The 21,676-nt window shown below is 63.0% G+C and carries 23 protein-coding genes and 1 tRNA gene; 9 read left to right on the top strand and 15 right to left on the bottom strand.

Annotated elements, in window-relative coordinates:
- Nucleotides 1-24: 24 nt before the first annotated feature.
- Nucleotides 25-1,842 (bottom strand): adenine deaminase, encoded by a 1,818-nt coding sequence (ade, locus tag EOA16_RS13965; RefSeq protein ID WP_127258752.1) that lies wholly within the window; start codon nt 1,840-1,842, stop codon nt 25-27.
- Between the two features lie 147 nt (nt 1,843-1,989).
- On the opposite strand from ade, the gene EOA16_RS13960 reads away from it, so the two are divergent.
- The 3 genes from EOA16_RS13960 (at nt 1,990) to EOA16_RS13950 (ending at nt 3,968) form a co-directional block, all read left to right on the top strand.
- Nucleotides 1,990-2,841, top strand: coding sequence for an alpha/beta hydrolase (locus EOA16_RS13960; RefSeq protein WP_127258750.1), 852 nt, complete (start codon nt 1,990-1,992; stop codon nt 2,839-2,841).
- 91 nt (nt 2,842-2,932) lie between these two features.
- Nucleotides 2,933-3,598: an outer membrane protein gene (locus EOA16_RS13955; protein WP_127258748.1), complete on the top strand. Its 666-nt coding sequence runs from the start codon at nt 2,933-2,935 to the stop codon at nt 3,596-3,598.
- Nucleotides 3,599-3,882: 284 nt separating this feature from the next.
- A tRNA-Leu gene (locus EOA16_RS13950) sits at nt 3,883-3,968 on the top strand.
- Between the two features lie 108 nt (nt 3,969-4,076).
- Here the strand turns inward: EOA16_RS13950 and EOA16_RS33120 are convergent.
- Genes EOA16_RS33120 through EOA16_RS13935 form a run of 4 tightly spaced genes read right to left on the bottom strand, consistent with a single transcriptional unit; the run spans nt 4,077 to nt 7,250 of the window.
- Nucleotides 4,077-4,304, bottom strand: coding sequence for a hypothetical protein (locus EOA16_RS33120; RefSeq protein ID WP_245455921.1), 228 nt, complete (start codon nt 4,302-4,304; stop codon nt 4,077-4,079).
- Nucleotides 4,301-5,524 carry an aromatic amino acid lyase gene (locus EOA16_RS13945; RefSeq protein WP_245455920.1) on the bottom strand — a complete coding sequence of 408 codons (1,224 nt, stop codon included), beginning with the start codon at nt 5,522-5,524 and terminating at the stop codon, nt 4,301-4,303. The genes EOA16_RS33120 and EOA16_RS13945 overlap by 4 nt, the downstream gene beginning before the upstream one ends.
- Before the next feature lie 26 nt (nt 5,525-5,550).
- Entirely contained in the window at nt 5,551-6,135 is a 585-nt protein-coding gene (locus EOA16_RS13940; RefSeq protein WP_127258746.1) for a GDYXXLXY domain-containing protein, read from the bottom strand.
- The gene (locus EOA16_RS13935) at nt 6,132-7,250 is read right to left on the bottom strand and encodes a DUF2157 domain-containing protein (RefSeq protein WP_127258744.1); all 1,119 of its coding nucleotides are present in this window, start codon (nt 7,248-7,250) and stop codon (nt 6,132-6,134) included. Before EOA16_RS13935 ends, EOA16_RS13940 begins: the two co-directional genes overlap by 4 nt.
- Nucleotides 7,251-7,486: 236 nt before the next feature.
- Between EOA16_RS13935 and EOA16_RS13930 the strand changes: the two genes are divergently transcribed.
- From EOA16_RS13930 to EOA16_RS13910, 5 genes are all read left to right on the top strand, one after another.
- Nucleotides 7,487-7,627 (top strand): DUF1127 domain-containing protein, encoded by a 141-nt coding sequence (locus EOA16_RS13930; protein ID WP_013531315.1) that lies wholly within the window; start codon nt 7,487-7,489, stop codon nt 7,625-7,627.
- A 48-nt stretch (nt 7,628-7,675) separates the two neighbouring features.
- Nucleotides 7,676-7,816 carry a DUF1127 domain-containing protein gene (locus EOA16_RS13925; RefSeq protein ID WP_013531314.1) on the top strand — a complete coding sequence of 47 codons (141 nt, stop codon included), beginning with the start codon at nt 7,676-7,678 and terminating at the stop codon, nt 7,814-7,816.
- Between the two features lie 388 nt (nt 7,817-8,204).
- Nucleotides 8,205-9,617 (top strand): methylenetetrahydrofolate--tRNA-(uracil(54)-C(5))-methyltransferase (FADH(2)-oxidizing) TrmFO, encoded by a 1,413-nt coding sequence (gene trmFO, locus EOA16_RS13920; RefSeq protein WP_127258742.1) that lies wholly within the window; start codon nt 8,205-8,207, stop codon nt 9,615-9,617.
- A 74-nt stretch (nt 9,618-9,691) separates the two neighbouring features.
- Nucleotides 9,692-9,994 carry a type II toxin-antitoxin system ParD family antitoxin gene (locus EOA16_RS13915; protein WP_127258740.1) on the top strand — a complete coding sequence of 101 codons (303 nt, stop codon included), beginning with the start codon at nt 9,692-9,694 and terminating at the stop codon, nt 9,992-9,994.
- On the top strand, nt 9,966-10,199 hold the full coding sequence (locus EOA16_RS13910; RefSeq protein WP_127258738.1) for a type II toxin-antitoxin system RelE/ParE family toxin: 234 nt from the start codon (nt 9,966-9,968) through the stop codon (nt 10,197-10,199). Before EOA16_RS13915 ends, EOA16_RS13910 begins: the two co-directional genes overlap by 29 nt.
- A gap of 8 nt (nt 10,200-10,207) precedes the next feature.
- On the opposite strand, the gene EOA16_RS13905 is transcribed toward EOA16_RS13910, so the two are convergent.
- From EOA16_RS13905 to yajC, 6 genes are all read right to left on the bottom strand, one after another.
- Nucleotides 10,208-11,158: a sterol desaturase family protein gene (locus EOA16_RS13905; RefSeq protein WP_206517336.1), complete on the bottom strand. Its 951-nt coding sequence runs from the start codon at nt 11,156-11,158 to the stop codon at nt 10,208-10,210.
- On the bottom strand, nt 11,158-11,592 hold the full coding sequence (locus EOA16_RS13900) for a hypothetical protein (protein ID WP_127258834.1): 435 nt from the start codon (nt 11,590-11,592) through the stop codon (nt 11,158-11,160). The genes EOA16_RS13905 and EOA16_RS13900 overlap by 1 nt, the downstream gene beginning before the upstream one ends.
- Nucleotides 11,593-11,668: 76 nt before the next feature.
- Nucleotides 11,669-12,511 carry a phytoene/squalene synthase family protein gene (locus EOA16_RS13895; RefSeq protein ID WP_164754255.1) on the bottom strand — a complete coding sequence of 281 codons (843 nt, stop codon included), beginning with the start codon at nt 12,509-12,511 and terminating at the stop codon, nt 11,669-11,671.
- A gap of 1 nt (nt 12,512) precedes the next feature.
- Nucleotides 12,513-12,956, bottom strand: a complete 444-nt coding sequence (locus tag EOA16_RS13890) for an Mth938-like domain-containing protein (protein ID WP_164754254.1) — start codon at nt 12,954-12,956, stop codon at nt 12,513-12,515.
- Complete coding sequence (secDF, locus tag EOA16_RS13885; protein ID WP_127258732.1) at nt 12,931-15,480, bottom strand: protein translocase subunit SecDF; 2,550 nt, start codon at nt 15,478-15,480, stop codon at nt 12,931-12,933. Before secDF ends, EOA16_RS13890 begins: the two co-directional genes overlap by 26 nt.
- Nucleotides 15,481-15,531: 51 nt before the next feature.
- Complete coding sequence (yajC, locus tag EOA16_RS13880) at nt 15,532-15,870, bottom strand: preprotein translocase subunit YajC (RefSeq protein ID WP_013531305.1); 339 nt, start codon at nt 15,868-15,870, stop codon at nt 15,532-15,534.
- Nucleotides 15,871-16,147: 277 nt separating this feature from the next.
- Between yajC and EOA16_RS13875 the strand changes: the two genes are divergently transcribed.
- A complete protein-coding gene (locus tag EOA16_RS13875; RefSeq protein ID WP_127258730.1) occupies nt 16,148-17,023 on the top strand; it encodes an ATP-binding protein in 876 nt (291 codons plus the stop codon).
- Between the two features lie 116 nt (nt 17,024-17,139).
- Here the strand turns inward: EOA16_RS13875 and EOA16_RS13870 are convergent, their stop codons facing one another.
- From EOA16_RS13870 to serS, 4 genes are all read right to left on the bottom strand, one after another.
- The gene (locus EOA16_RS13870) at nt 17,140-18,648 is read right to left on the bottom strand and encodes a peptidoglycan DD-metalloendopeptidase family protein (RefSeq protein ID WP_127258728.1); all 1,509 of its coding nucleotides are present in this window, start codon (nt 18,646-18,648) and stop codon (nt 17,140-17,142) included.
- A gap of 197 nt (nt 18,649-18,845) precedes the next feature.
- Entirely contained in the window at nt 18,846-19,499 is a 654-nt protein-coding gene (locus EOA16_RS13865) for a protein-L-isoaspartate(D-aspartate) O-methyltransferase (RefSeq protein ID WP_127258726.1), read from the bottom strand.
- Nucleotides 19,496-20,254, bottom strand: a complete 759-nt coding sequence (surE, locus tag EOA16_RS13860; RefSeq protein WP_024503850.1) for a 5'/3'-nucleotidase SurE — start codon at nt 20,252-20,254, stop codon at nt 19,496-19,498. The genes EOA16_RS13865 and surE overlap by 4 nt, the downstream gene beginning before the upstream one ends.
- On the bottom strand, nt 20,254-21,558 hold the full coding sequence (serS, locus tag EOA16_RS13855) for a serine--tRNA ligase (RefSeq protein ID WP_127258724.1): 1,305 nt from the start codon (nt 21,556-21,558) through the stop codon (nt 20,254-20,256). Before serS ends, surE begins: the two co-directional genes overlap by 1 nt.
- Nucleotides 21,559-21,676 lie beyond the last annotated feature (118 nt).

The raw sequence follows: 21,676 nt of genomic DNA, 5'->3' as shown, positions 1-21,676 counted from the left end.
GGAGCCGAGCGCCGACGGCTGATCTCAAACGAACAGATCGACCTTTTGGAAGGTCGTCACGTCGATCAAGCCGACGTCCGAAATCCTGAGTTCGGGAATGACGACCAGCGCCAGCAGCGAGTGCTGCATGTAGGCGTTGTTCAACGAACAGCCCATCTTGCGCATTGCCTCGGTCAGCTTCTCGGCCTTGGCCGCGACGATTTCCGCCCGCTCGTCCGACATCAGCCCGGCGATCGGCATTTCGACCAGCGCCAATTCCTTGCCCTTGGAGAACAGCACGACGCCGCCACCGACTTCGCCCAGGCGGTTTACCGCCAGCGCCATGTCCTGCTTGTTGGTGCCGACGCAGATGATGTGGTGGGCGTCATGCGCCACGCTGGACGCCATGGCGCAGTCGCCCATATAGCCGAAGCCGGAAACGAAGGCGTTGGTGACGCCGCCCGTGCCCCTGTGGCGCTCGACCAGCGCGATCTGGCAGATGTCGTTGCGGCGGTCCATGGCGACCAGCCCGTCCTCGACCGGCAGATCGGCCTCCAGCGCGCGCGTCGGCGCCTGGTTCTCGATGACGCCGATGACACGCACCCGCACCTCATTGGCGCCCTTGGGGGCGGCGATATCGAAGTCGTCGCCCTTCAGCTTCTTGCCGAGCTTGACGGTGTTCTTCGCCGTCTTCGGGTAATCATAGGCCGGAATGTCGATTTCGAGCTTGCCGCCCTTGGCCAGCCTGACGCCGCGTGCATAGACCTCGTCGATGGTCATTGCGGCGAGATCCGAGACGATCAGCAGGTCGGCCAACCGGCCCGGCGCGATCGAGCCGATCTCGCGCTCCAGTTTGAAATGCTGGGCGGTGTTGAGCGTCGCCATCTGGATCGCCGTCACCGGCTTCAACCCCTGTTGAATGGCGTGGCGCACCACGCGGTCCATATGGCCCTCCTGGACCAGCGTGCCGGAATGGCTGTCGTCGGTGCACAGGATGAAGTTGCGCGGATCGATGCCGCTCTCCGTCACCGCCTTGATCTGCGAGGCGACGTCGTACCAGGCTGAACCCAGCCGCAGCATCGCCTTCATGCCCTGGCGCACGCGGGCGATGGCATCCTCGGCGCGCGTGCCCTCATGATCGTCCTCGGGGCCGCCGGCGACATAGCCATGGAACGGCAGGCCGAGATCGCGCGAGGCATAGTGGCCGCCGACCGTCTTGCCTGCATTGACCGTCGCCGCGATCTCGCCCGACATGACAGGATCATTGGCGGCGACACCGGGAAAATTCATCACTTCGCCCAAGCCGATAATGTTCTCCCAGGTCATCGCTTCCGCGACATCGGCGACGGTCAGCTCGGCGCCGGCGTGTTCCAACCCTGGTGCCGAGGGCACGCAGGAGGGCATCTGCACATGCACGTTGATGGGCATGGCAACGGCCTCGTCATGCATCAACCGCACGCCGGGCAGGCCCAGCACATTGGCGATCTCGTGCGGGTCGATGAACATCGAGGTGGTGCCGTGCGGAATGACGGCACGGCAGAACTCGGTCACCGTCACCATGCCGCTTTCGACATGCATATGCGCGTCGCAGAGGCCGGGCACCAGATAGCGCCCGCCGGCGTCGACCACCTTGGTGCCCTGGCCGATGGCATGGCTGGCATTCGGCCCGCAATAAGCGAAGCGGCCGCCGGCAATGGCGATGTCGGTACCGGCGATGATCTCCCCCGAATGGACATTCACCCAGCGGCCGTTGCGCACGACCAGGTCAGCGGGCTTCCGCCCCATGGCGACATCGACCAGATGTGTCGCCATCTCGGTCCATGGTCTGGGTTTCGCGGGCCTTGCGGGCTTGGCTTTCGTCATTGGCGATTCCTCGATTGCGGCCAGTGTCGCAAATGTAGGCGGGCGCCGCCAGAGCCGTTGGTCCGACATCCGGCGGCAGGCCGGGCTTGTTGACTAATCCGGCTAAAACGCGATGCTGACCGCGGACCGAGCCATTTGAGGGAAAACATGACCCGTTTTTGGAAAGCGTTCGCCATCGTCATCTTATTCGCTGCGTCGACCACTTTTGCTGTCGCCGAGGAACGTTGGCAGACCTTGCCGGAGCCGGCGGCCATGCCCAAACCTGATCAGAGCGGATATGCGCCGGTGAACGGCATCCAGATGTACTACGCCGTTTTCGGCGCGGGCGACCCGGTACTGCTCATCCATGGCGGCCTCGGCCACGCCGATATCTGGGCCAGCCAGGTGGCCACGCTTTCCAAAACGCACAAGGTGATAGTCGCCGACAGCCGCGGCCACGGTCGCTCCACCCGCACCGAGCAGCCTTACGGCTACGACTTGATGGCGTCGGACTATCTGGCGCTGCTCGACTACCTGAAGATCGACAAGACCGCGCTTGTCGGCTGGAGCGATGGCGGCATTATCGGTATCGACATCGCACTGCATCATCCGGAGCGGCTGACAAGGCTCTTTGCCCAAGCCGCCAACGTAACCACCGATGGCCTCGATCCGGGCGTGATGACCAACAAGACCTTTGCCGCCTACATCGACCGTTCCGGCCGCGACTACAAGAAGATGTCGAAGACGCCGGACCAGTATGACGCCTTCGTGGCGCAGATGAGCCATATGTGGGAGAGCGAGCCGGCGTGGACCAAGGAACAGCTCGCTGAGATAACCACGCCGACGGCGATCGTGGCAGGCGACCATGATGAGGCGATCAAGCGCGAACACACCGAATACATCGCCTCCGTCATCCCGGGCGCGAAGCTGATCGTTCTGCCCAACGCCAGTCATTTCGCCATGCTGCAAGCGCCGGATGAATATAGCCAGGCTGTGCTGGACTTCATCGACGCCAAGTAGAGGATTCTGTGCGGCGACAGGGGGATTGCGATTGCGGCGAATGCGGTTATCCTTCTAGCGATCTTTCTGAATCATCATTTCGGGGAGTTCGATGCGTCGCCTGATGATCGCAAGTGCCGGTTTTCTTGCCGCTCTGGCCGCGCCGGCTTTTGCAGCCGACCCAACGGTCGGCTTGCCGATGACCGCGCCCGGCTTCGACTGGACAGGCTACTACGCCGGTCTGCAGGCCGGCTATGGCTGGGGCCAATCCGATATTTCAGTGACGGAAGGCGCGCCGTTTTCCATCACGCCCGACATTGACGGCGGTTTCATCGGCGGCCATGTCGCCGGCCTGTGGCAGTTCGACCAGGCGGTGCTCGGCGCCGAGGCGGACCTCAACTATTCCTCCATCGGCGGCACAGCGGAATCGGGCCTGGGAAGCCCATTTGGCACCGACATCAAGTGGTTCGGGTCGGTCAACGCCAAAGCTGGCTACGCCATGGATCGCCTGCTGGTTTACGGCATTGGCGGCGTTGCCTTTGCCGGCATCGAAACATCGCAAGTCGCAGGCCCGGCGTTCGCGAGCACGCGCACGAATGTCGGCTGGACCGTGGGTGCCGGCGTCGACTACGCGCTGACCGACAAGTTCGTCGTCGGCGCGCAGTATCGCTACTATGATTTCGGCTCCGAACACTACGAGGTGGCAGAACCTTTTAACGATCGCGATCAGAACGTGAAGCTGAATGCGGTCGGGATCAATTTGAGTTACAAGTTCTGAGCAGGGCCACAATCGCGACGCTGCCGGCCCAGGCAACCACCCAAGGGGCTCTTTCATGGAAGGGCGGCCGACGCTCCCAGTGGGCGGGGGGAATGGGTTGGGCCTGAGAGGCGCCGGCCTTGGCGGATGAAATCCACCACACAGGCATCCTACCACTACCCGCCGCGTCGATAATTCCGTGATCGCGCCAGTATCATCAAGTCGCCCGGTCTGTTTGCACGTTCGGCGCACGCTCAACAACACGACTTGACGGCCTGTGTCTGGCGTCTGAAAAGGGCTGGCCTGCGGACGTGGCGGAATTGGTAGACGCAAGGGACTTAAAATCCCTCGATCTCTGATCGTACGGGTTCGATTCCCGTCGTCCGCACCACCCTCCGCTCTTCGAGCTTCGGGTGGCGGGCCACCTGAAGCTCGGCAGGTTCGAACTTCATCCGTTCAGGCGCACCAATTTCACCGGCCACGCCTTGTTCCGGCATCTCTACGCCTCGAACACTTTCTCAGTGAACCATTCCGCCAACCTGGCAAGCTCCGGCCCCAGCACGCGATCGGCGCCGACAGGCGGCACGATAGCTCTGATTTGATCGACGAAGGAGCGCAGTGCCGGCGGCGGCGTGCGTTCGGTGACGTGCAGCGCCTGCGAGGCGATCATTGCCAGCATCGCCATGGCCGCATCGACGCAGCGGCCGGCGGTCGCTTCCTTGGTCATGCGAAGAACGCCGTCGTGGCGACGTCGTCCTGCCCCGCGCCGGCCGATTCCGTGCCCGGAATGAAGGTACGTTGCGCTGCCAGCTTGGCCTGTTCGAGATAGCCGGTGATCGCCATCGGCACATAGCCGACATTGCCATGGCCATCGCTGTCGGCTGAGTGACGTCCGGTCATCAGGAGATCCGGCAGCAGCGACACCTTGCCGTTGAGGAGTTTTGAGGCGTGGCGGTCGCAGAGCAGGCAGATATCGGCCCATATCGCCGCCAGATCGTCCAGCGCCGGCGTCGCCATGGCGTTGTGATAGCCGCCGGTGCTGATGCAACGGCCGAGCGGATGTGCATCGTCGGGCGGGATATAGACCGGATTGTCCGATATCGAGGCCAGCGACACATCGGCCGCCCGCTCGGCCAACGACAGCGCACGATGCGCCTGGCCGAGGACGCGCGGCACGATGCGGTAGCTGACCGGCGCCTGATAATTGCGTCGCCCATCGCCGGCGCCGACCAGAAATTCCCGCAAACCCTGCAGGGCTGCGGCCTCATGCTCATCGCCCCAGAGCGTGTCGAGGGAGGCGTCATAGTGTTCGAGCGGGGCACGAAACGCCTCGATCGACAGCGCGAACACCTGGTGCGCCATGCGAATGCGACGGCGCGCCGCGAGCGCTGCGTCGGCCACCAGAGCGGCAGCGCAAGGCGAGCCGTTGATGAGCGAGCCGCGTTCCTTGACCTCGAGGTCGAAGCGCGTCGAAAGTTCTGCAAACAAGGGGTAGAGCGCCAGGATCTCACCGGCGCCGCCCTGGCCGGAGGCCGGCACCGTCGGCATCGGCCCACCGTCGAGCATTGCGGCCACGGCAAGCGCGATGCGCGGCGTTGTGGCGGCGTTGCCCTCGATGAAGTTCGCCAGGCGGGCAAGCACGATCGCCCTGACCACGCGATCCGGCAAGGGATCGCCGAACGAGGTGGCGGCGGCAAACGCCTTGATGCGCGCATGGCGATCACGCTCGTCAGCTTCGAGCTTTCGGCTTGCCAATTCCCCCATGGCGGTTGTGACGCCGTAGATGACGGGTGGCGGATCGGATTCAATCAGCCTGAGAAACGAGGCGCGGCATTCGGCGATGCGCTGCAAGGCCTTCTCGCCGATCTCCACCGTGTCCTTCTTCCAGGCGACGCGGAAAACAGTGTCGAGGTTGATGTCATCACGCTTCGACAGGCAAACTGGCATGCTTCACACCACTGAAAATAAGGGACTTAGTAGAGTGGTTCCTCGAACAGCGTCTTGTCGCCGTCGACCAGCGCCTTGATCTGCGCGGTGCCGTCGCCGGCGAGCGCAAGACGGATGCCGAATGGCCGCACCCGCATGTCGTTCTGGATCGCCATCCCCTCGCCTTCCGGCAGATAGAAGCGCTCGATGCCGTAGTCCGGCGCGATGGTCGCCTCTTCGCCGCGAAGGTCCCAGCCCTCGGCGACGTGGCCTGATATATCGGCTTCGTCGGCCGCGGCCGGCGTTGGCGCCTTGCCGAACCAGGCGGCCGTCGGCTGCCAATAGCCGTCGGCGCCCTTCTTCAGGCGCACCACAATCGAGGTGTCGTCGCTTGAAAATTTGTCGGGCGGAATGTTGGCGATCATTTTCACCGGGATGCGCGAAATCTCGTAGCCCAGGATAATATAGTCGCCGCGCGGGAGGTCGCGCGGATCGACAGGTTCGATCTTCAGCAGCACTTCCTTGCCGTTGCGCAGGATCGCTGCCCGGCCCGCGATGATCCAGCTCAGGAAGCCGATCTGGACGAGCGCCAGCACCAGTGCCGAGATGACAAGCCTTTTCCCGGTGATCATGCCGTGGCTCCTTTGGCATCTGGGCCCTTCATGCGTTTTTCCACGCGGATGATGACGATCGCAAGGATGCCGAGCAGCACCGCGGCGGCCAGGAAGAAACCGGCCGTATCGAGTATCGATTGCAGGGTCACCACATAGATGATGGCAAGTTCGAAGGCGAAGCCAAGATAGGCAAGCCAGCGCAAACCGCGGCTCTCCCGTCCCGCCAGCACGATTGCGGCGACGATGCCGGCCAGCGCGATCACCGAAGCGAGGGCGAAACCGCTGTTGTAGGTGCTCTCGTCGGCGAGTTCGAACTGGATCATTGCGAGGCCGGTGAGGAAGCCGAGCAGTGCGTGCAAGGGCAAGCGGCCGCCGAGCTGCACGACCCGGTTGACCGGATCCGGCGCGAAGACCGAGGCCGCGAACAGCAGCGCCGAGACGACGACCAGCGGGATCGCCACCTGCAGCGTGTCGTGGTTGGTGACGAGCAGCACAAGATAGAACAGAACCGACAGGATGATCAGGTGGCGCGCCGCCTGGCTGCGGGTCCAGAACGAGACGGCAAACAGCACGATCGCCATGATCACGAAGGCATGCGGAAATTCGCTGCGGCTGTAGTAGTCGAAGCCTTTGAGGAACAGCCAGGCATCGGCGATACCGACCGAAGCGACCGTCAGCGGATTAGAACGCAGCGCAACCGCCGCCAGCGCCGTGCCGGCGCCCCAGGTGACCAGAGCCGAGGCCTCGTCGCCCGAGAGATGATACATCTGGCCGATCAGCGCGATCGAGCCCCCGAAAGCCGCAGCCGCCACGATCCACAGCGCTTCCCCGATCGCCGCATGGTTGCGCATCTTCAACAGCGCGCCGCCGACATAGCCGCCCAGGATGACGGCAAACAGTGCCAGAACGCGCGCCAGCCGCGGGATCGCGTCCCAATTGGCGGCGACGAAAATCAGGATGGCAGCGCCGAACAGCAAGGCAGCCATCATCGCCAGGATAGAGCCGAAGCTGAGCGACTTGCGCTCGTTGGCCTCGACGTCGCGCGAAAGCGAATCGGCAATGGCGGCGTCGATCAGCCCGGCCTGCAGCCAACGCGCAATATCCGCCCTGACCCGCGACGAATAGCTCGCCATGCTGCATCTCCCCCAGTTCGGTCTTTTTTTCAGCCGATCCGGTCAAACCGCTGACGCTACGGCATTTTCCGATTCGGGTTTCTTTGTGTCAGGTCCGTGAACGCTCGTTAATGCTGCATTGCACAATTTGCATTGCTGCCATGCAGCCATAGCGCTTTTAAATCGATATGGGTCCGCCTATTTATAGTTCGTACACAAACGGAATGATCCGCAAGAAAGACGAAACGAGAACTACCATGAACCTGATCCGCAACTACCGCAACTGGCGCCGCTACAGGGACACCGTGTCCGAGCTGAGCCGCCTGAGCAACCGTGAACTGACCGACCTCGGCATCAGCCGCAGCGACATTCCTTACGTCGCTCGCAAGGCGGTCTAATTCTTCGGACCGCGAATGGTCCGAACCAGTTTGAAAAAGAGAACGACAATGAACCTGATCCGCAACTATCGTAACTGGCGCGTTTATCGCGAGACGGTTACCGAGCTGGGTCGCCTTTCCAACCGCCAGCTGCATGATCTCGGTATCGTCCGCGACGAAATCAAGATCATCGCCCGCCAGGCGATCTAGACAGAATTTCGGCAAGGTCGACCTCCTCCCCGACCTTGACGGATACGGTCATCCCTTACCTCCTCCCAAGGGTTGACCACAAAAACGGCGCCCGCCGCACCTCCTCCCGCGGCGGGCGCTGTTTCCCCGGGCAAAGCGATTTTGCCCCAAAGGTTTCGCCCCTTTTCAAACGGCGAAAGGAATTTCGTCAAAGCCGACCTCCTCCCCGGCGATGACGAATACGGTCGGCCTTCACCTCCTCCCGAGGGTCGGCCCCAAAAACGACACCCGCCGGACCTCCTCCCCCGGCGGGTGTTGTTGTTTTCAGGGGGCGCTCCCATCAGCAGCTGTTTGCTCGCACCGCGCACGGCAATTGCAATCGCCGCACCAAGCGATTATTCCGGCGTTCATGAGCAAAAACCCAATCCACATCATCGGCGGCGGCCTCGCCGGTTCCGAAGCCGCATGGCAGGCAGCGCAGGCCGGCGTGCCCGTCATCCTGCATGAAATGCGGCCCGTTCGCGGCACCGATGCGCACAAGACCGACAGCCTGGCCGAGCTTGTCTGTTCCAATTCCTTCCGCTCCGACGATGCCGACAACAACGCCGTTGGCCTGCTGCACGCCGAAATGCGGCTGGCCGGCTCGTTGATCATGAGCGCAGGCGACGCCAACCAGGTTCCGGCCGGCGGTGCGCTTGCCGTCGATCGCGACGGATTCGCCGAGGCCGTGACGAAAAAAGTCGAAGCACACCCGCTGATCACCATCCGGCGCGAGGAAGTGCCAAGTCTGCCGCCGACGGATTGGGACCAGGCGATCGTTGCCACGGGTCCGTTGACCGCCCCCGGGCTTGCCCGGTCGATCGCGGAAGCGACCGGCGCCGATGCGCTCGCCTTCTTCGACGCCATTGCGCCGATCATCCATTTCGACACGATCGACATGAATACCTGCTGGTTCCAGTCGCGCTACGACAAGGTCGGGCCAGGCGGCACCGGCAAGGACTACATCAATTGTCCGATGGACAAGGACCAGTACCTTGCCTTCGTGCAAGCGCTGGTCGACGGCCAGAAAACCGAATTCAAGCAATGGGAAGGCACGCCCTATTTCGACGGCTGCCTGCCGATCGAAATCATGGCCGAGCGCGGTGTCGAGACGCTGCGCTACGGGCCGATGAAACCGATGGGACTGACCAACGCCCACAATCCTGATGTAAAAGCCTATGCCGTCGTCCAGCTGCGGCAAGACAATGCGCTGGGCACGCTCTACAACATGGTCGGTTTTCAGACCAAGTTGAAGCATGCCGAGCAGGTGCGCGTGTTCCGCACCATACCGGGTCTCGAAAACGCCGACTTCGCCCGCCTCGGCGGCCTGCACCGCAACACCTACATCAACTCGCCGACCTTGCTCGATGCTTCGCTGCAACTGAAGTCGCGTCCTGGCCTGCGTTTTGCCGGCCAGATCACCGGCTGCGAAGGGTATGTCGAGAGCGCTGCGATCGGCCTGCTCGCCGGCCGCTTCGCCGCCACTGAGCGGCTCGGCCATGCACCCTCGCTGCCACCGCTCACCACGGCTTTCGGCGCGCTGCTCAACCACATCACCGGTGGCCATATCGTCTCCGATGACGAACCGGGCAAGCGCTCGTTTCAGCCGATGAATGTCAATTTCGGCCTGTTCCCGCCCGTCGAGGCGCCGAAGACCGAGGGCAAACGCATGCGCGGCAAGGACAAGACCGTCGCCAAGCGGCACGCTATCACATCGCGCGCACGCGCCGATTGCCGGCAATGGTTGGGGTTGGCGGCGCAAGCGGCCGAAGCCGCGGAATAGACGGCTTCGCCTTCTGATTGGACCTCTGGCAGTAAGTAGGATACTATCCTACTTTATACATAAGAGAAGCATCCATGGAATCCGCCGAGAAACTGTCGGTCACCGTCACGCCCGCTATGGCGCGTATGATCCGCGAAAAAGTAGAGGACGGCTCCTTCGGTTCGGCCAGTGAAGTCATCCGTGCAGCGCTTCGCGCTTTCCAGCGCGAAGAGGAGGAACATGCCGAGCGCATGGCGTCGATCAGGGCGCGGGTGAAGGCATCGATCGAGGACACGAGGCCTGCTGTTCCGCTCGACGAGGCGATCGACCGTGTAAAGAGCCGGATTTCGCAACTGGCGAGAGAGAGCGATGATCCGGCGTCTCACCGTCGTTCTTAGCGAAAACGCGATCTCCGATCTGGACGCGATTGGCACCTACATCCTTGAGAACAGTGGCAGCGAAAACATCGCCAATGGTTTCGTGGATCGGATCAAGGAGCGTTGCCAGAGCGAGAGCGATGTCATTTGCATCGTCAACGTTTTCTACGGCGGTCGCGACTACGAAGCGCTGATGCGCGATGGCGGATCGAGCGAACCGTCCTGAGGCCATAGTTATTCGGCCGGTTCGACACTCGCCGCCGGCAGCCCCGGCTTGCCCGCCTCGCCGGGATTTCGCCTGACATAGGCGGCCTTCAGACTCTCCGAGGTTTCGCGCGAGCCGTCATGGCTCCAGCCTGGCGGCTTGATCAGATAATTCACGCGGTTGCTCAAGGTCAGACCCGGCGCAAAGGCGTCCCTGAACATGCCGATCCATTCATGGAATGCCACTTTCAGCGGATTGAAGGTGCCGAGATTCCTGACGATGCCATAGCGCGGCCGGTCTTCTTCCAGCTCCTCGACGAAGGTGCCGAACATGCGGTCCCAGATGATCAGCGTGCCGGCGTAGTTGGCGTCGAGATAGCGCGGATTGGTGGCGTGGTGGACGCGGTGGTGTGACGGCGTGTTGAAGACGAATTCGAACCAGCCCCACATTTTGCCGATCGTCTCGGTGTGGATCCAGAACTGCCAGACCAGGTTGAAGCCGAAGGTGAAGGCAATCACCGCGGGGTGGAATCCGAGCAGCACCGGCGGCTCCTGCAAAACGAACATGAAGGTGAACAGGCCGGTCCAGCTCTGCCGCAACGCCGTCGACAGATTGTAGTGCTGGCTGGAATGGTGGTTGACGTGCTCCGCCCACACCCAGCGCACCCGGTGCGCGATGCGATGATAGACGTAGTAGCGCAGATCATCGAGCAGGAAGGCGGCGAGGAACACCCAGACCGACAGGCCGAGATTGAAGACGCGGAATTGCCAGAGCCACAGCAGCGCCCAGTAGGACACGACGCCAAGCAGCAGCCCGGCAACGACATTGCCTGTGCCCATCATCAGGCTGGTCAAGGTGTCGCGCGTCTCGAACGAACCCTTGGCACGGCCGGTGCGCACCAGCCAAAGCTCGATCAGTATCGCGACAACGAAGAACGGGATGGCGAGCTGCGTGACTTGCGGGAAATCGTAGCTGTCCATCACGCGGCCTCCTTGGCGGAATTCGAATGTTGCGGCTCGAGCTTTTTCAGCAAGCCTTGCGCATCGGCTGCATCGGCAAAGCGGAAGCGGCCGCCCTTCCAGGTGAAATCGGCGAGCCGGAACAAGACCGTATTCACGTCTCCGGCGTTCAAAACCACGACATCTTGAGGCGTGACGATGCGGGTCAAGAAGCAGTCGCCGATGCAGTGAACGATACCGAAGCGCCCTCGCCCGATATCCAGAAACGCGGTCCCGGCATCTGTTGTCAGGCGGGCCGCCGCAACGATCTCGTCGGGAAAATCTTCGGCGAATCGGCTCACTGCGTGAGCGGCACTGCTGAGCGTCGCCGTCTTGCTGCCGCCGGTGAAATGCACCGCCGCAACCGACAGCGCGATGCCGAAGGTAACGATCGCTACCAATATGGGCAAGCTCATGAATCTCCTCCGGGCCGGCCTGTCGTTCTGCGGCAACAGTTTTGGCACGGAGACTTTAGCATGATTGACGTTTACGTCAAAGTGCGGGCCAGCCCTTGCTCGCGCGACGCAGCAGCAGCCAATGCCGGCGCAAGGCCGACAGCCGCGCCACGCCTTCGAGCGGCGAACCATTCTCCATTTTGCCGAGATAGGCACGTGACAGGGCGAGCGGCAGGAATGCAGGACGCAGCGAAACCGGCAGAGCCGGTGCGCCTTGCTCGAAGGCGGAAAGATGTTCCCGTGCCAGCGCCATCATCGCCGCCACCGCGCGTTTGGCGCCGGGTCCACCGTCGCCGGCAACGAATTCTTCCGGCGACGATCCCGCCGCCGCCAGAATATCGGCCGGGACAAAACATTGTCCGCGCCGGCGATGCAGCGGCAGCAGCAGCAGCAGGCCGGTCATCGCTTGCGCGCAGCCTGCCCTGCCCGCCAATTCGGCAAAGCGTGGCGCCTCGCCGGGATCGAGCACCATCGCCGCAAGCTGGATGAGTGCTGCGGCCGTCTCGCCGCAATAGCCCTCCAGATCGGTGCGCGACGGCACCGGGTCGTCGTAGAGGTCGAAGATGCGCGCATCGAGCATGTTCGCGAAGGCCGGCTTCGGCAGGCCGAATGTCGCTATGGTGGCATTCAAGGCTTCGGCTGTGGGATGGCCGGCGCCCGCCTCTCCGCCTGCGGCAATGACATCGCGCCACCATTGCAGCCGCACTTCGCCCGGCAGTGCCTCATGGATGCGATCGCGGATGCCTGATATCTCTGCATTGAAGGCGTAGAGCGAAAACAGCGCGTCGCGCTTGTCGTCCGGCGCGTAGAGCGCGGTCAGATAGCGGTCATGGTCGGCGACGCGCACCGCGTCCATGACGATTTCAGCGCTTCGAGACATGTCAATCGACGGCAATGAGCGCCGCAGCCACCGCGCGCTCTTCCGCCAGAAGGACATTGTAGGTCCGCACGGCGGCCCCCGTCGACATCGGGTCGGATGCAATGCCGGCGGCCTTCAGCGCGGCCCGCAATGCGGCGGGCAATGGCCTGAGATCCCTGCCCATGCCGACCAGCAGGATCTCGACCTTGTCGGCCTCGGCCAGCAGCCTGTCGAAATCCGCCACCGTCAGCACCAGAGGATCAGCCGGTTCCCAGCCATGGATGCCGGATGGCAGACAGAGCAGCGAGCCACGATGCGACATGTCGGCAAAACGGAACCCGCCATTGCCATAGGCTTCGATCGGTGCGCGGCCCGGAAAATGCGCCTCGCGGATGACGATGCCTTTGCTGGTCACCGTTATACCCCTTCGGGGCGACGCGTCAGGTCGCGACCGCCTTGCCGCCATTGACCGGCTTCTCCTCGTCGGCCGAAGCCTGCGGCCGCAGCTTGAACAGGATCAGCAGCGGTGCGGCGATGAAGATCGAGGAATAGGTGCCGAAGACGACGCCGAACAGCATGGCCATGGTGAACGAGCGGATCACCTCGCCGCCGAACAGCACCAGCGCCAGCAGCGCCAGGATCGTCGTCACCGATGTCAGCGTCGTTCTCGACAGCGTCTCGTTGATGGCGTTGTTCAGGAGTTGCGGCAGCGGCATGCGCTTGTATTTTCGCAGATCCTCTCGAACACGGTCATAGACCACGATCGTATCGTTCAGCGAATAGCCGATGATGGTCAGGATCGCCGCCAGCGATGACTGGTTGAACTCCAGCCCGGTGATGACGAAGAAGCCAAGAGTCATGACTACGTCGTGCACCGTCGCCACGATGGCGCCGACCGCGAACTGCCATTCGAAGCGAAACCAGACATAGACCAGGATGCCGAGCAGCGCGATCAGCATGGCGATCGTGCCTTGCTTGGCGAGTTCTCCGGAGACGGTCGGTCCCACCACTTCGACGCGGCGGAAGTCATAGGCGTCCTGCAGCTCGCCACGCACCTTGTCGATGACGGTCTGTTCGGCATTCTCGCCGCCATCCTGCGTCCCGACACGGATCAACACGTCATTCGGCGTACCGAACTGCTGGACCTGGACTTCACCGATGTTGAGTTCGGTCAGCCGCGCGCGGAGGTCGGCGAGGTCGGCATTGCCGCTCTTGGCCTGCACCTCGATCAGCGAACCGCCCTTGAAATCGATGCCGTAGTTGATGCCGACCGTCATGAACAACACAACCGACAGGATCGACAGCGCGCTTGACAGCGTGAACGTCCAGCGACGGATGCCCATGAATGGAATTTTCGTGCCGGGCGGGACGAAGGTCACCGGCGCGCGCGGCAGTTCCTTCGGGCGAGCCCGGCGCAGCCAGATCGAGACCAGCAGCCGGGTGAAGGTGAAAGCGGTGAAGACGGTCGTCAGGATACCGATGGCGTAGGTGATGGCAAAGCCCTTCACCGGTCCGGTACCGAGATAGAACAGCACCACGGTCGCGATCAGCGAGGTGATGTTGGAATCGACGATGGTCGCCAGCGCCTTGGTGAAACCGGTATCAATCGCCTGGATCACCGAGCGGCCGGCTCGTCGCTCCTCGCGGATGCGTTCGTAAATCAGCACGTTGGAATCGACCGCCATGCCGATGGTCAGCACGATACCGGCGATACCCGGCAAGGTCAGCGTCGCACCGAGCAGCGAGAGCACCCCGACGATCATCGCCACGTGCACCGCCAGCGCGATGTTGGCGAGGAAGCCGAGTAAACCGTAGGCGACGAACATGAACACGACGACAAGGATCGAGCCGATGATGCCGGCGACCTTGCCGGCATGGATGGAATCCTGGCCGAGGCCCGGACCAACGGTACGCTCTTCGATCACCGTCAGCGTCGCGGGCAACGCACCGGCGCGCAGCAGCACCGCAAGGTCATTGGCGCTCTGGGCGGTGAAATTGCCGGAAATCTGGCCGGTGCCGCCAAGAATCGGCTCACGGATCTGCGGCGCCGAAATTACCTGGTTGTCGAGGATGATGGCAAACAGCTTGCCGACATTCTGCGCAGTCGCCTGGCCAAAACGCGCCGCACCTTTCGAATCGAAGCGGAACGAAACCACCGGCTCGTTGTTCTGCGAATTGTATGTTGCCTGCGCATCGACGAGGTTTTCGCCCGAAACGATGACGCGGTTCTCGATCAGATACGGAACCGGCGGATCGTCCTGCGAATACAGCACCGACGAGCCGGCGGGCGGACGGCCGTTGAGCGCGTCCTGCACCGGCATCGACTGGTCGACCATCTGGAAGGTCAGCTTGGCGGTCTGGCCGAGGATTTCCTTCAGCCTTTGCGGGTCCTGAAGACCCGGCACCTGGACAAGGATACGGTCGTCGCCCTGCCGCTGCACGATCGGTTCGGTCGTGCCGAGTTCGTTGACGCGGCGTTCGACCACCTCGATCGACTGCGTCAGCGCGGTCGACGTGCGGTATTTGATGCCGGCATCGGTGACGTTGAACTTGAGCAGGCCGGGCTCGGAATCGTCGAGCGTCATTTCCTGGACGGAGCCGCCGGTGAACAGGCCGGCAGCGACCGGATCGGTCAGCGTCTTCAGCGCCGCCTTGGCGGCATCGAGCTGGGCGGGATCGGTGATGCGGACCTGCAGGGTCCGCCCCGTGCCGGCAAGGCCGGTATAGCCGATCTTGGCGTCGCGCAGCATTGTGCGGATTTCGTCGCGCGTCGTCTCCAGCCGGTCCTTGATCAGATCGTTCTGGTTCATCTCCAGCAGGATGTGCGAACCGCCCTGCAGATCGAGGCCGAGCGTCATCTGACGTTTCGGCACCCAACTGGGCAGTTGGGCCAAGGTGCTTGCGGGGATGAGATTGGGCGCGGCGAGGATCACCGTGATGGCCACGGCCACCCAGATCAGGATCATCTTGAAGCGCGAGAAATACAACATATGGCGTCGTCCGTCAGAGCGTGTCCGCGGATCGCTCCGCCTGAAATTGGATTATTTCTTGGCGTTCTGGTTGGCCACCGGCTCGCCCTTGACGCGCACATCGGCGATCGTCGAGCGCAGCGCCGTCACCTTCAAGCCATTGCCGAGGTCGACCTCGAGCTCGTTGTCGTCGATCACCTTGGTCACCTTGCCGACGAAGCCGCCGCCGGTGACGACCGTGTCGCCGCGACGGACGGCGGCCAGCATCTCGCCGCGCTTCTTCAGCTGCGTGCGCTGCGGCCGGATGATCAGGAAATACATGATCACGAAAATCAGGACAAACGGCAAAATGCTGATGAACATGTCGGGAGAAGCGCCGACGCCTTGGGCGTATGCCGGTGTCACGAACATCGAGGTACTCCTGAATTTTGAAAACAGCCGCCAATTTGGCGGCCCCTTGAAATTTGGCCGGAATATAGTCGGTAAAGTTGTCAATGCAACTGCGCGGCCGGCCAAATCGGCTGCTTTTCCGGCCTGTTGAGCCGTGTTAGAGCAGGATCGCGAAAAGCGCGAGCCGGTTTTTGGAAAAGATCACGCTCGAACAAAAGGTTGCAACCGGTTTTGTATCAGACGGAATCGGCCAGCTTCACGCCCCCACACGTCAAAAACGCGAAAACAAAAGACAACAATGACCGACAGCAGCATTGAAGCCTTGAACCAGAAACTCGACCGGCTGATCGAGGCGGTAAGTCGCCTTGCCCCGCCGCCGGCGCCCCAAACCGACCTCGGCGAGGCCGATTGTTTCGTCTGGCAGGCCGATCCGGGCTATCTGGAGCCGGTGCGCAAGGTCAATCGCGTCGACATCGGCCTGATCCGTGGCGTCGACCGCGTCCGCGACATCCTTGTCGACAACACCGAACGCTTCGCCGCCGGCTACGCGGCCAACAACGTATTGTTATGGGGGGCGCGCGGCATGGGCAAATCGTCGCTGGTCAAGGCCGTGCATGCGCAGATCAACGCCGAGGCCAAGTCCGACCTGCCGTTGAAGCTGATCGAAATCCACCGCGAGGACATCGACACGCTGCCGAAGCTGATGGGATTGCTGAAGGCGGCCCCCTTCCGCTTCATCCTGTTTTGCGACGACCTCTCCTTCGACCACGACGACACCTCCTACAAGTCGCTGAAGGCAGCGCTCGAAGGCGGCGTCGAGGGCCGCCCGGTCAATGTCATCTTCTATGCCACCTCGAACCGCCGCCATCTGTTGCCGCGCGACATGATCGACAATGAGCGCTCGACCGCCATCAACCCTTCCGAAGCGGTCGAGGAAAAAGTGTCGCTGTCCGACCGGTTCGGCCTGTGGCTCGGCTTCCACAAATGTTCACAGGACGAGTATCTCGACATGATCGACGGCTATATCAGCCACCATGGCCTAGTCATGGATTCTGAGCAGCTACGCGCCGAGGCGCTGGAATGGGCAACGACGCGCGGCAGCCGCTCGGGCCGCGTCGCCTGGCAGTTCACCCAAGACCTGGCCGGCCGGCTCGGCAAGCCACTCAAGGACTAAGTCGGGGAAAACAGCTGAAAAAGCCCGTTCCTTGCGGAACGGGCTGAGCCGGCGGGCGGACTGGAGGTCAGACATCCCGCAAATTGCTTTTTTTCTTCTATTCGAGAAACCCCCGACTATTCGAGATAGCCGGACGGATCGACCGGGGCCGAGTTCTTGCGCACTTCGAAGTGCAGCTTCGGCGAGTCCGTCGTGCCGCTCATGCCCGACAGCGCGATTTCCTGGCCGCGTTTGACCTTCTGGCCGCGCTGCACCTCGATCGAGCTGGCGTGGCCGTAGACGGTGACCAGCCCGTTCTCGTGGCGCACCAGAACCGTATTGCCGAATTCCTTGAGGCCGTCGCCGGCATAGATGACGACACCGTTCTCGGCTGCCTTGACCGGCGTTCCCGACGGCACGGCGATGTCGACGCCATCCTTGCCGGAGCCGAAACCGGAGATCACACGGCCGCGCACCGGCCAGCGCATCTTGCCGATGCCGGTGGCGTCGGGCGCGACGGCGTCGTCGTCTTCGGCCTGCTGGATGACCTTCGAATCCTTCTTCGGCGGCGTGTAGGACGCCAGCGTTTCCGACGGCGTGGTCTTTGCCGCGGGCTGCGTCGTGGCCGTCGTCACCGGATCGACCTTGGCCGGCTTGGCAGCGGCGACGGTCGCGGTTCCACCGGCCGGCACCTTCAGGGTCTGGCCGATCTTGAGCAAGCCATCCTGCATGCCGTTGGCCTGCTTGATGGCAACGACGCCGACACCGGTCTTCCTGGCAATCGAGGAAAGCGTGTCGCCCGACTGGACCGTATAGGTGCCAGCTGCATTGGTCGCCTTGGCCGCGGCCACCTGGGGCTTGGGCTCCTTGGGCTGGCTCGCGGCGGTCGACGTGTCGACCTGAGCGGCGGACTTGCCCTCCTTGAGCTTCGGCTGCTGCGGCAGGACGGCGACCTTGTCCGGCGCAGTGGCTGGCAGGTTGTGCTTGGTGTCTTTCGCCGGCTTGGCATCCGCGAGCTTCGGCTCGCTCTTGCTCGAATAGGCGTAGGCCGGGATGATCAGCTTCTGGCCGGTCTTCAGCCCCTTGGTCGCGCTCAGCCCGTTGACCTTCATGATCACGTCTGACGGCACCTTGTAGCGCTGCGCCAGGCCGCCGATCGTTTCGCCGTCCCTGACGACGATCTCGGTTGCATGCGGAGTGCCGGAAGCTGCCACGCGGGGTTCGTCAGGTTGCGAAACCTTGAAAGGCGACGCCGCCGGAGCGACGGTGCCGGTCGTGGTCCTGTCGACATGCGGTGCCGGGGCCAATGCGGTGCGCACAGGCTTCGATGCCGGCGCCTGCTGCGCCTGGGCAACGGGCGGCGGCAGCGGCCGCGTCGAAACCGGCTCGAGGCTGGAGCGGCTGACCGACTGTGTATGGCTGCCATCGAGTGGAGCGGCCGCGACATCGCCCGGATAGGGCTGCTGTACGGCATCCTGCTTGTTGATGATGGCGCGCTGATTGTTGGTCGAGGATGTAAAGACGTCGTCGACGCCATTGAACCGCGAAACCTGGGAACTGCACCCCGCAGCAGCACCCGCGACCATCAGTATGGCGCAGCCTCGCGCCAGATTGCGACCGTTTGTCTTCAAAACACTGAGTTGCATCGCACTACCCGCACATACCCGGTACAAACTAGGCATGATTAAAGCGCGTTAATGTTACTCGACGGTTAACCCCATGGAATCCGGCGCCATTTTTCTTAAAATATTAGAGAGCGAGCCGAGGGGAGATTTTCAGGTCAGGCCAGCCGGGGTCGAACACGGGCTCGCGGCGCGGCGCGGCCTGAACATCGACATCCGCGCTAGATGATAGCGGCGACACCGCGCAGGATCGGCTGCAGGCGAACGAGGCCGATGTCTTCACGCTCGAAACGGCTGCCGACCTTGGTCAGCTTGGCCAGCACCTGTTCGCCCTCTTCAGGGCCGATCGGAGCGATGACGATACCGCCGCTCGACAACTGGTCGAGCAGGAAGCGCGGCAGGCTGTCGAAGGCAGCCCAGGCGACGATGCGGTCAAATGGCCCTTCATTCGGCAGCCCGCCGGAACCATCGGCATGGCGCACGATCACATTGCCGATGCCGAGCGCCTCGAAGCGCTGCCGCGCCTGCTCGGCGAGCGTCTTGTAGCGATCGGTGGTGATGACCCGCGCGGCCAGCCGCGACATGACCGCCGAGGTGTAGCCCGAGCCGGTACCGACCTCGAGCACACGGTTGCCCTGCTCGATGGCAAGCGCCGCGATCACCGCCGCCTGCATGTCGGCGCCTTCGATCGCCTCGCCGCATTCGATCGGCAGCATGCGGTCCGACCAGGCGATGGAATGGAACTGAGCCGCGAGGAACCCGCGCCGCGGCGTCGCCTCGAAGGCCGCGATCAGCGCCTTCGGCACAGTACCCCGGCCGCGCAGGCGCAGCAGAAAGGCGGCAAAACCTTCGCGGTCATCGATCCCCTGGTTCATGCAAGCGCCTTGCTCAATTGGTCACGGATTTCATGCGCGGTCAGATCGAGCTGCAGCGGCGTCACCGACACCAGCCTGTTGCGCAGGGCGTAGAGGTCGGTGCCTTGCTTGCCTTCGACCGGCTCCCGGCCGAAACGCAGCCAGTAGTAAGGCAGGCCGCGCCCGTCGCGGCGCTCGTCGACCCACAGGCTGTGCACCAACTTGCCTTGCGAGGTGACCACCGTGCCGGCGACCTCCTCGGGCGTGCAGTTGGGAAAATTGACGTTGAGCAGCACGCCGTCCGGCAATGGCGTCGCGACAAGTTTCTTCAGCAGCGCCGGCGCCAGCGCCTCTGTCGTCTCGTAGGGCACGACGCGATCTTCGCCGACATAGCTGTAGCCCTGGCTGAGCGCGATCGAGCGGATGCCGAGCAGCGCGCCCTCCATGGCGCCGGCGACGGTGCCGGAATAGGTGACGTCGTCGGCGATGTTGGCGCCCGAATTGATGCCGGACAGGATCAGGTCGGGTGCGCCAGGCAGGATCTTCTTGACGCCCATGATGACGCAATCTGTCGGCGTGCCGCGCACGGCGAAATGCTTCTCGCCAATCTTGCGCAGCCGCAGCGGCTCCGAGATCGACAGCGAATGCGCATAGCCGGACTGGTCCTGCTCGGGCGCCACCACCCAGACATCGTCGGACAGCGTACGTGCGACGCGTTCGAGCGACGCCAGGCCCTCGGCATGAATGCCGTCGTCGTTGGTCAGGAGGATGCGCATTATTTCGCTTCGATCTTTTCCAGACCGCCCATGTAAGGTCGCAGCACTTCAGGAATGGTTACGCTGCCATCTTCATTCTGGTAGTTTTCGATGACGGCGATGAGCGCGCGGCCAACGGCTGTGCCCGAGCCGTTGAGCGTGTGCACGAAGCGGTTGCCCTTGCCGTCCCTGTCCTTGTAACGGGCGTCCATGCGGCGCGCCTGGAAATCGCCGCACACCGAGCAGGACGAGATTTCGCGATAGGCGTTCTGTCCCGGCAGCCATACCTCGATGTCATAGGTCTTGCGTGCGCCAAAGCCCATGTCGCCGGTGCATAGCGTCATGGTGCGGAACGGCAGGCCGAGCCGCTTCAGCACTTCCTCGGCGCATTGCGTCATCCGCTCATGCTCCGCGAGCGATGATTCTTGATCGGTGATCGAGACCAGCTCGACCTTGTAGAACTGATGCTGGCGCAGCATGCCGCGCGTATCGCGCCCGGCCGAACCCGCTTCCGAACGGAAGCACGGCGTTAGCGCGGTGTAGCGCAGCGGTAGCTTTTCATGCGCGGTGATTTCTTCACGCACAAGGTTTGTGAGTGGGACCTCGGCGGTGGGAATCAGGCCAAGCCTGCCCTCCCCGTGCGGCGTGAAGAACAGATCTTCCTCGAACTTCGGCAACTGGTTGGTGCCGAAGAGAACGTCGTCCTTGACCATCAGCGGCGGGATGACTTCTTCGTAGCCATGCTCGGTCGTGTGCAGGTCGAGCATGAATTGGCCCAGCGCGCGTTCCATCCGCGCCAGCCCGCTTTTCAGCACCGTAAAGCGCGAGCCCGACAGCTTTGCCGCGCGCTCGAAATCCATCATGCCGAGCGCTTCGCCGATCTCGAAATGCTCCTTCACCCAGTTCGGCCGCGTCGGCACCTGACCGACGATATGCTTGACGACATTGTCGTGCTCGTCCTTGCCGACAGGCACGTCGTCGAACGGCACGTTGGGCAGCACCGCTAGCGCATCGTTCAGCGCCTTGTCGAGCTCGCGTTCGCGCGCCTCGCCGTTCTGGATGAAGACCTTGATCTCGCCGACTTCGGCTTTCAGCGTCTCGGCCAAGGCGGCATCGCCCGAACGCATGGCGTTGCCGATCTCCTTCGACGCGGCATTGCGGCGCTCCTGCCTGGTCTGCAGCTCGGTGACGTGTTCGCGCCGCGCCTCGTCCGAGGCGATCAGCCCGTCGACCATGGACTGCGCCTCACCGGCCGACCACGAGCGCTTCACCAGCGCCTCGACAAGGGCCTTCGGGTTGTCGCGAATCCATTTGATGTCAAGCATGGTTTATCCGTCCTCAAGCTAGGCCAGAGGGCGTAAACCGCATCCACGATCGATGCAAGATGGACGGGGCGGCGACTGTCTTTTTCCGCCGCTGCTGGACATGGAGGCTGGCGTCGGC

Source organism: Mesorhizobium sp. M7A.F.Ca.US.008.03.1.1, from assembly GCF_003997495.1.
GTDB lineage: Bacteria > Pseudomonadota > Alphaproteobacteria > Rhizobiales > Rhizobiaceae > Mesorhizobium.
This window is presented reverse-complemented; position numbering and strand designations above follow the sequence as displayed.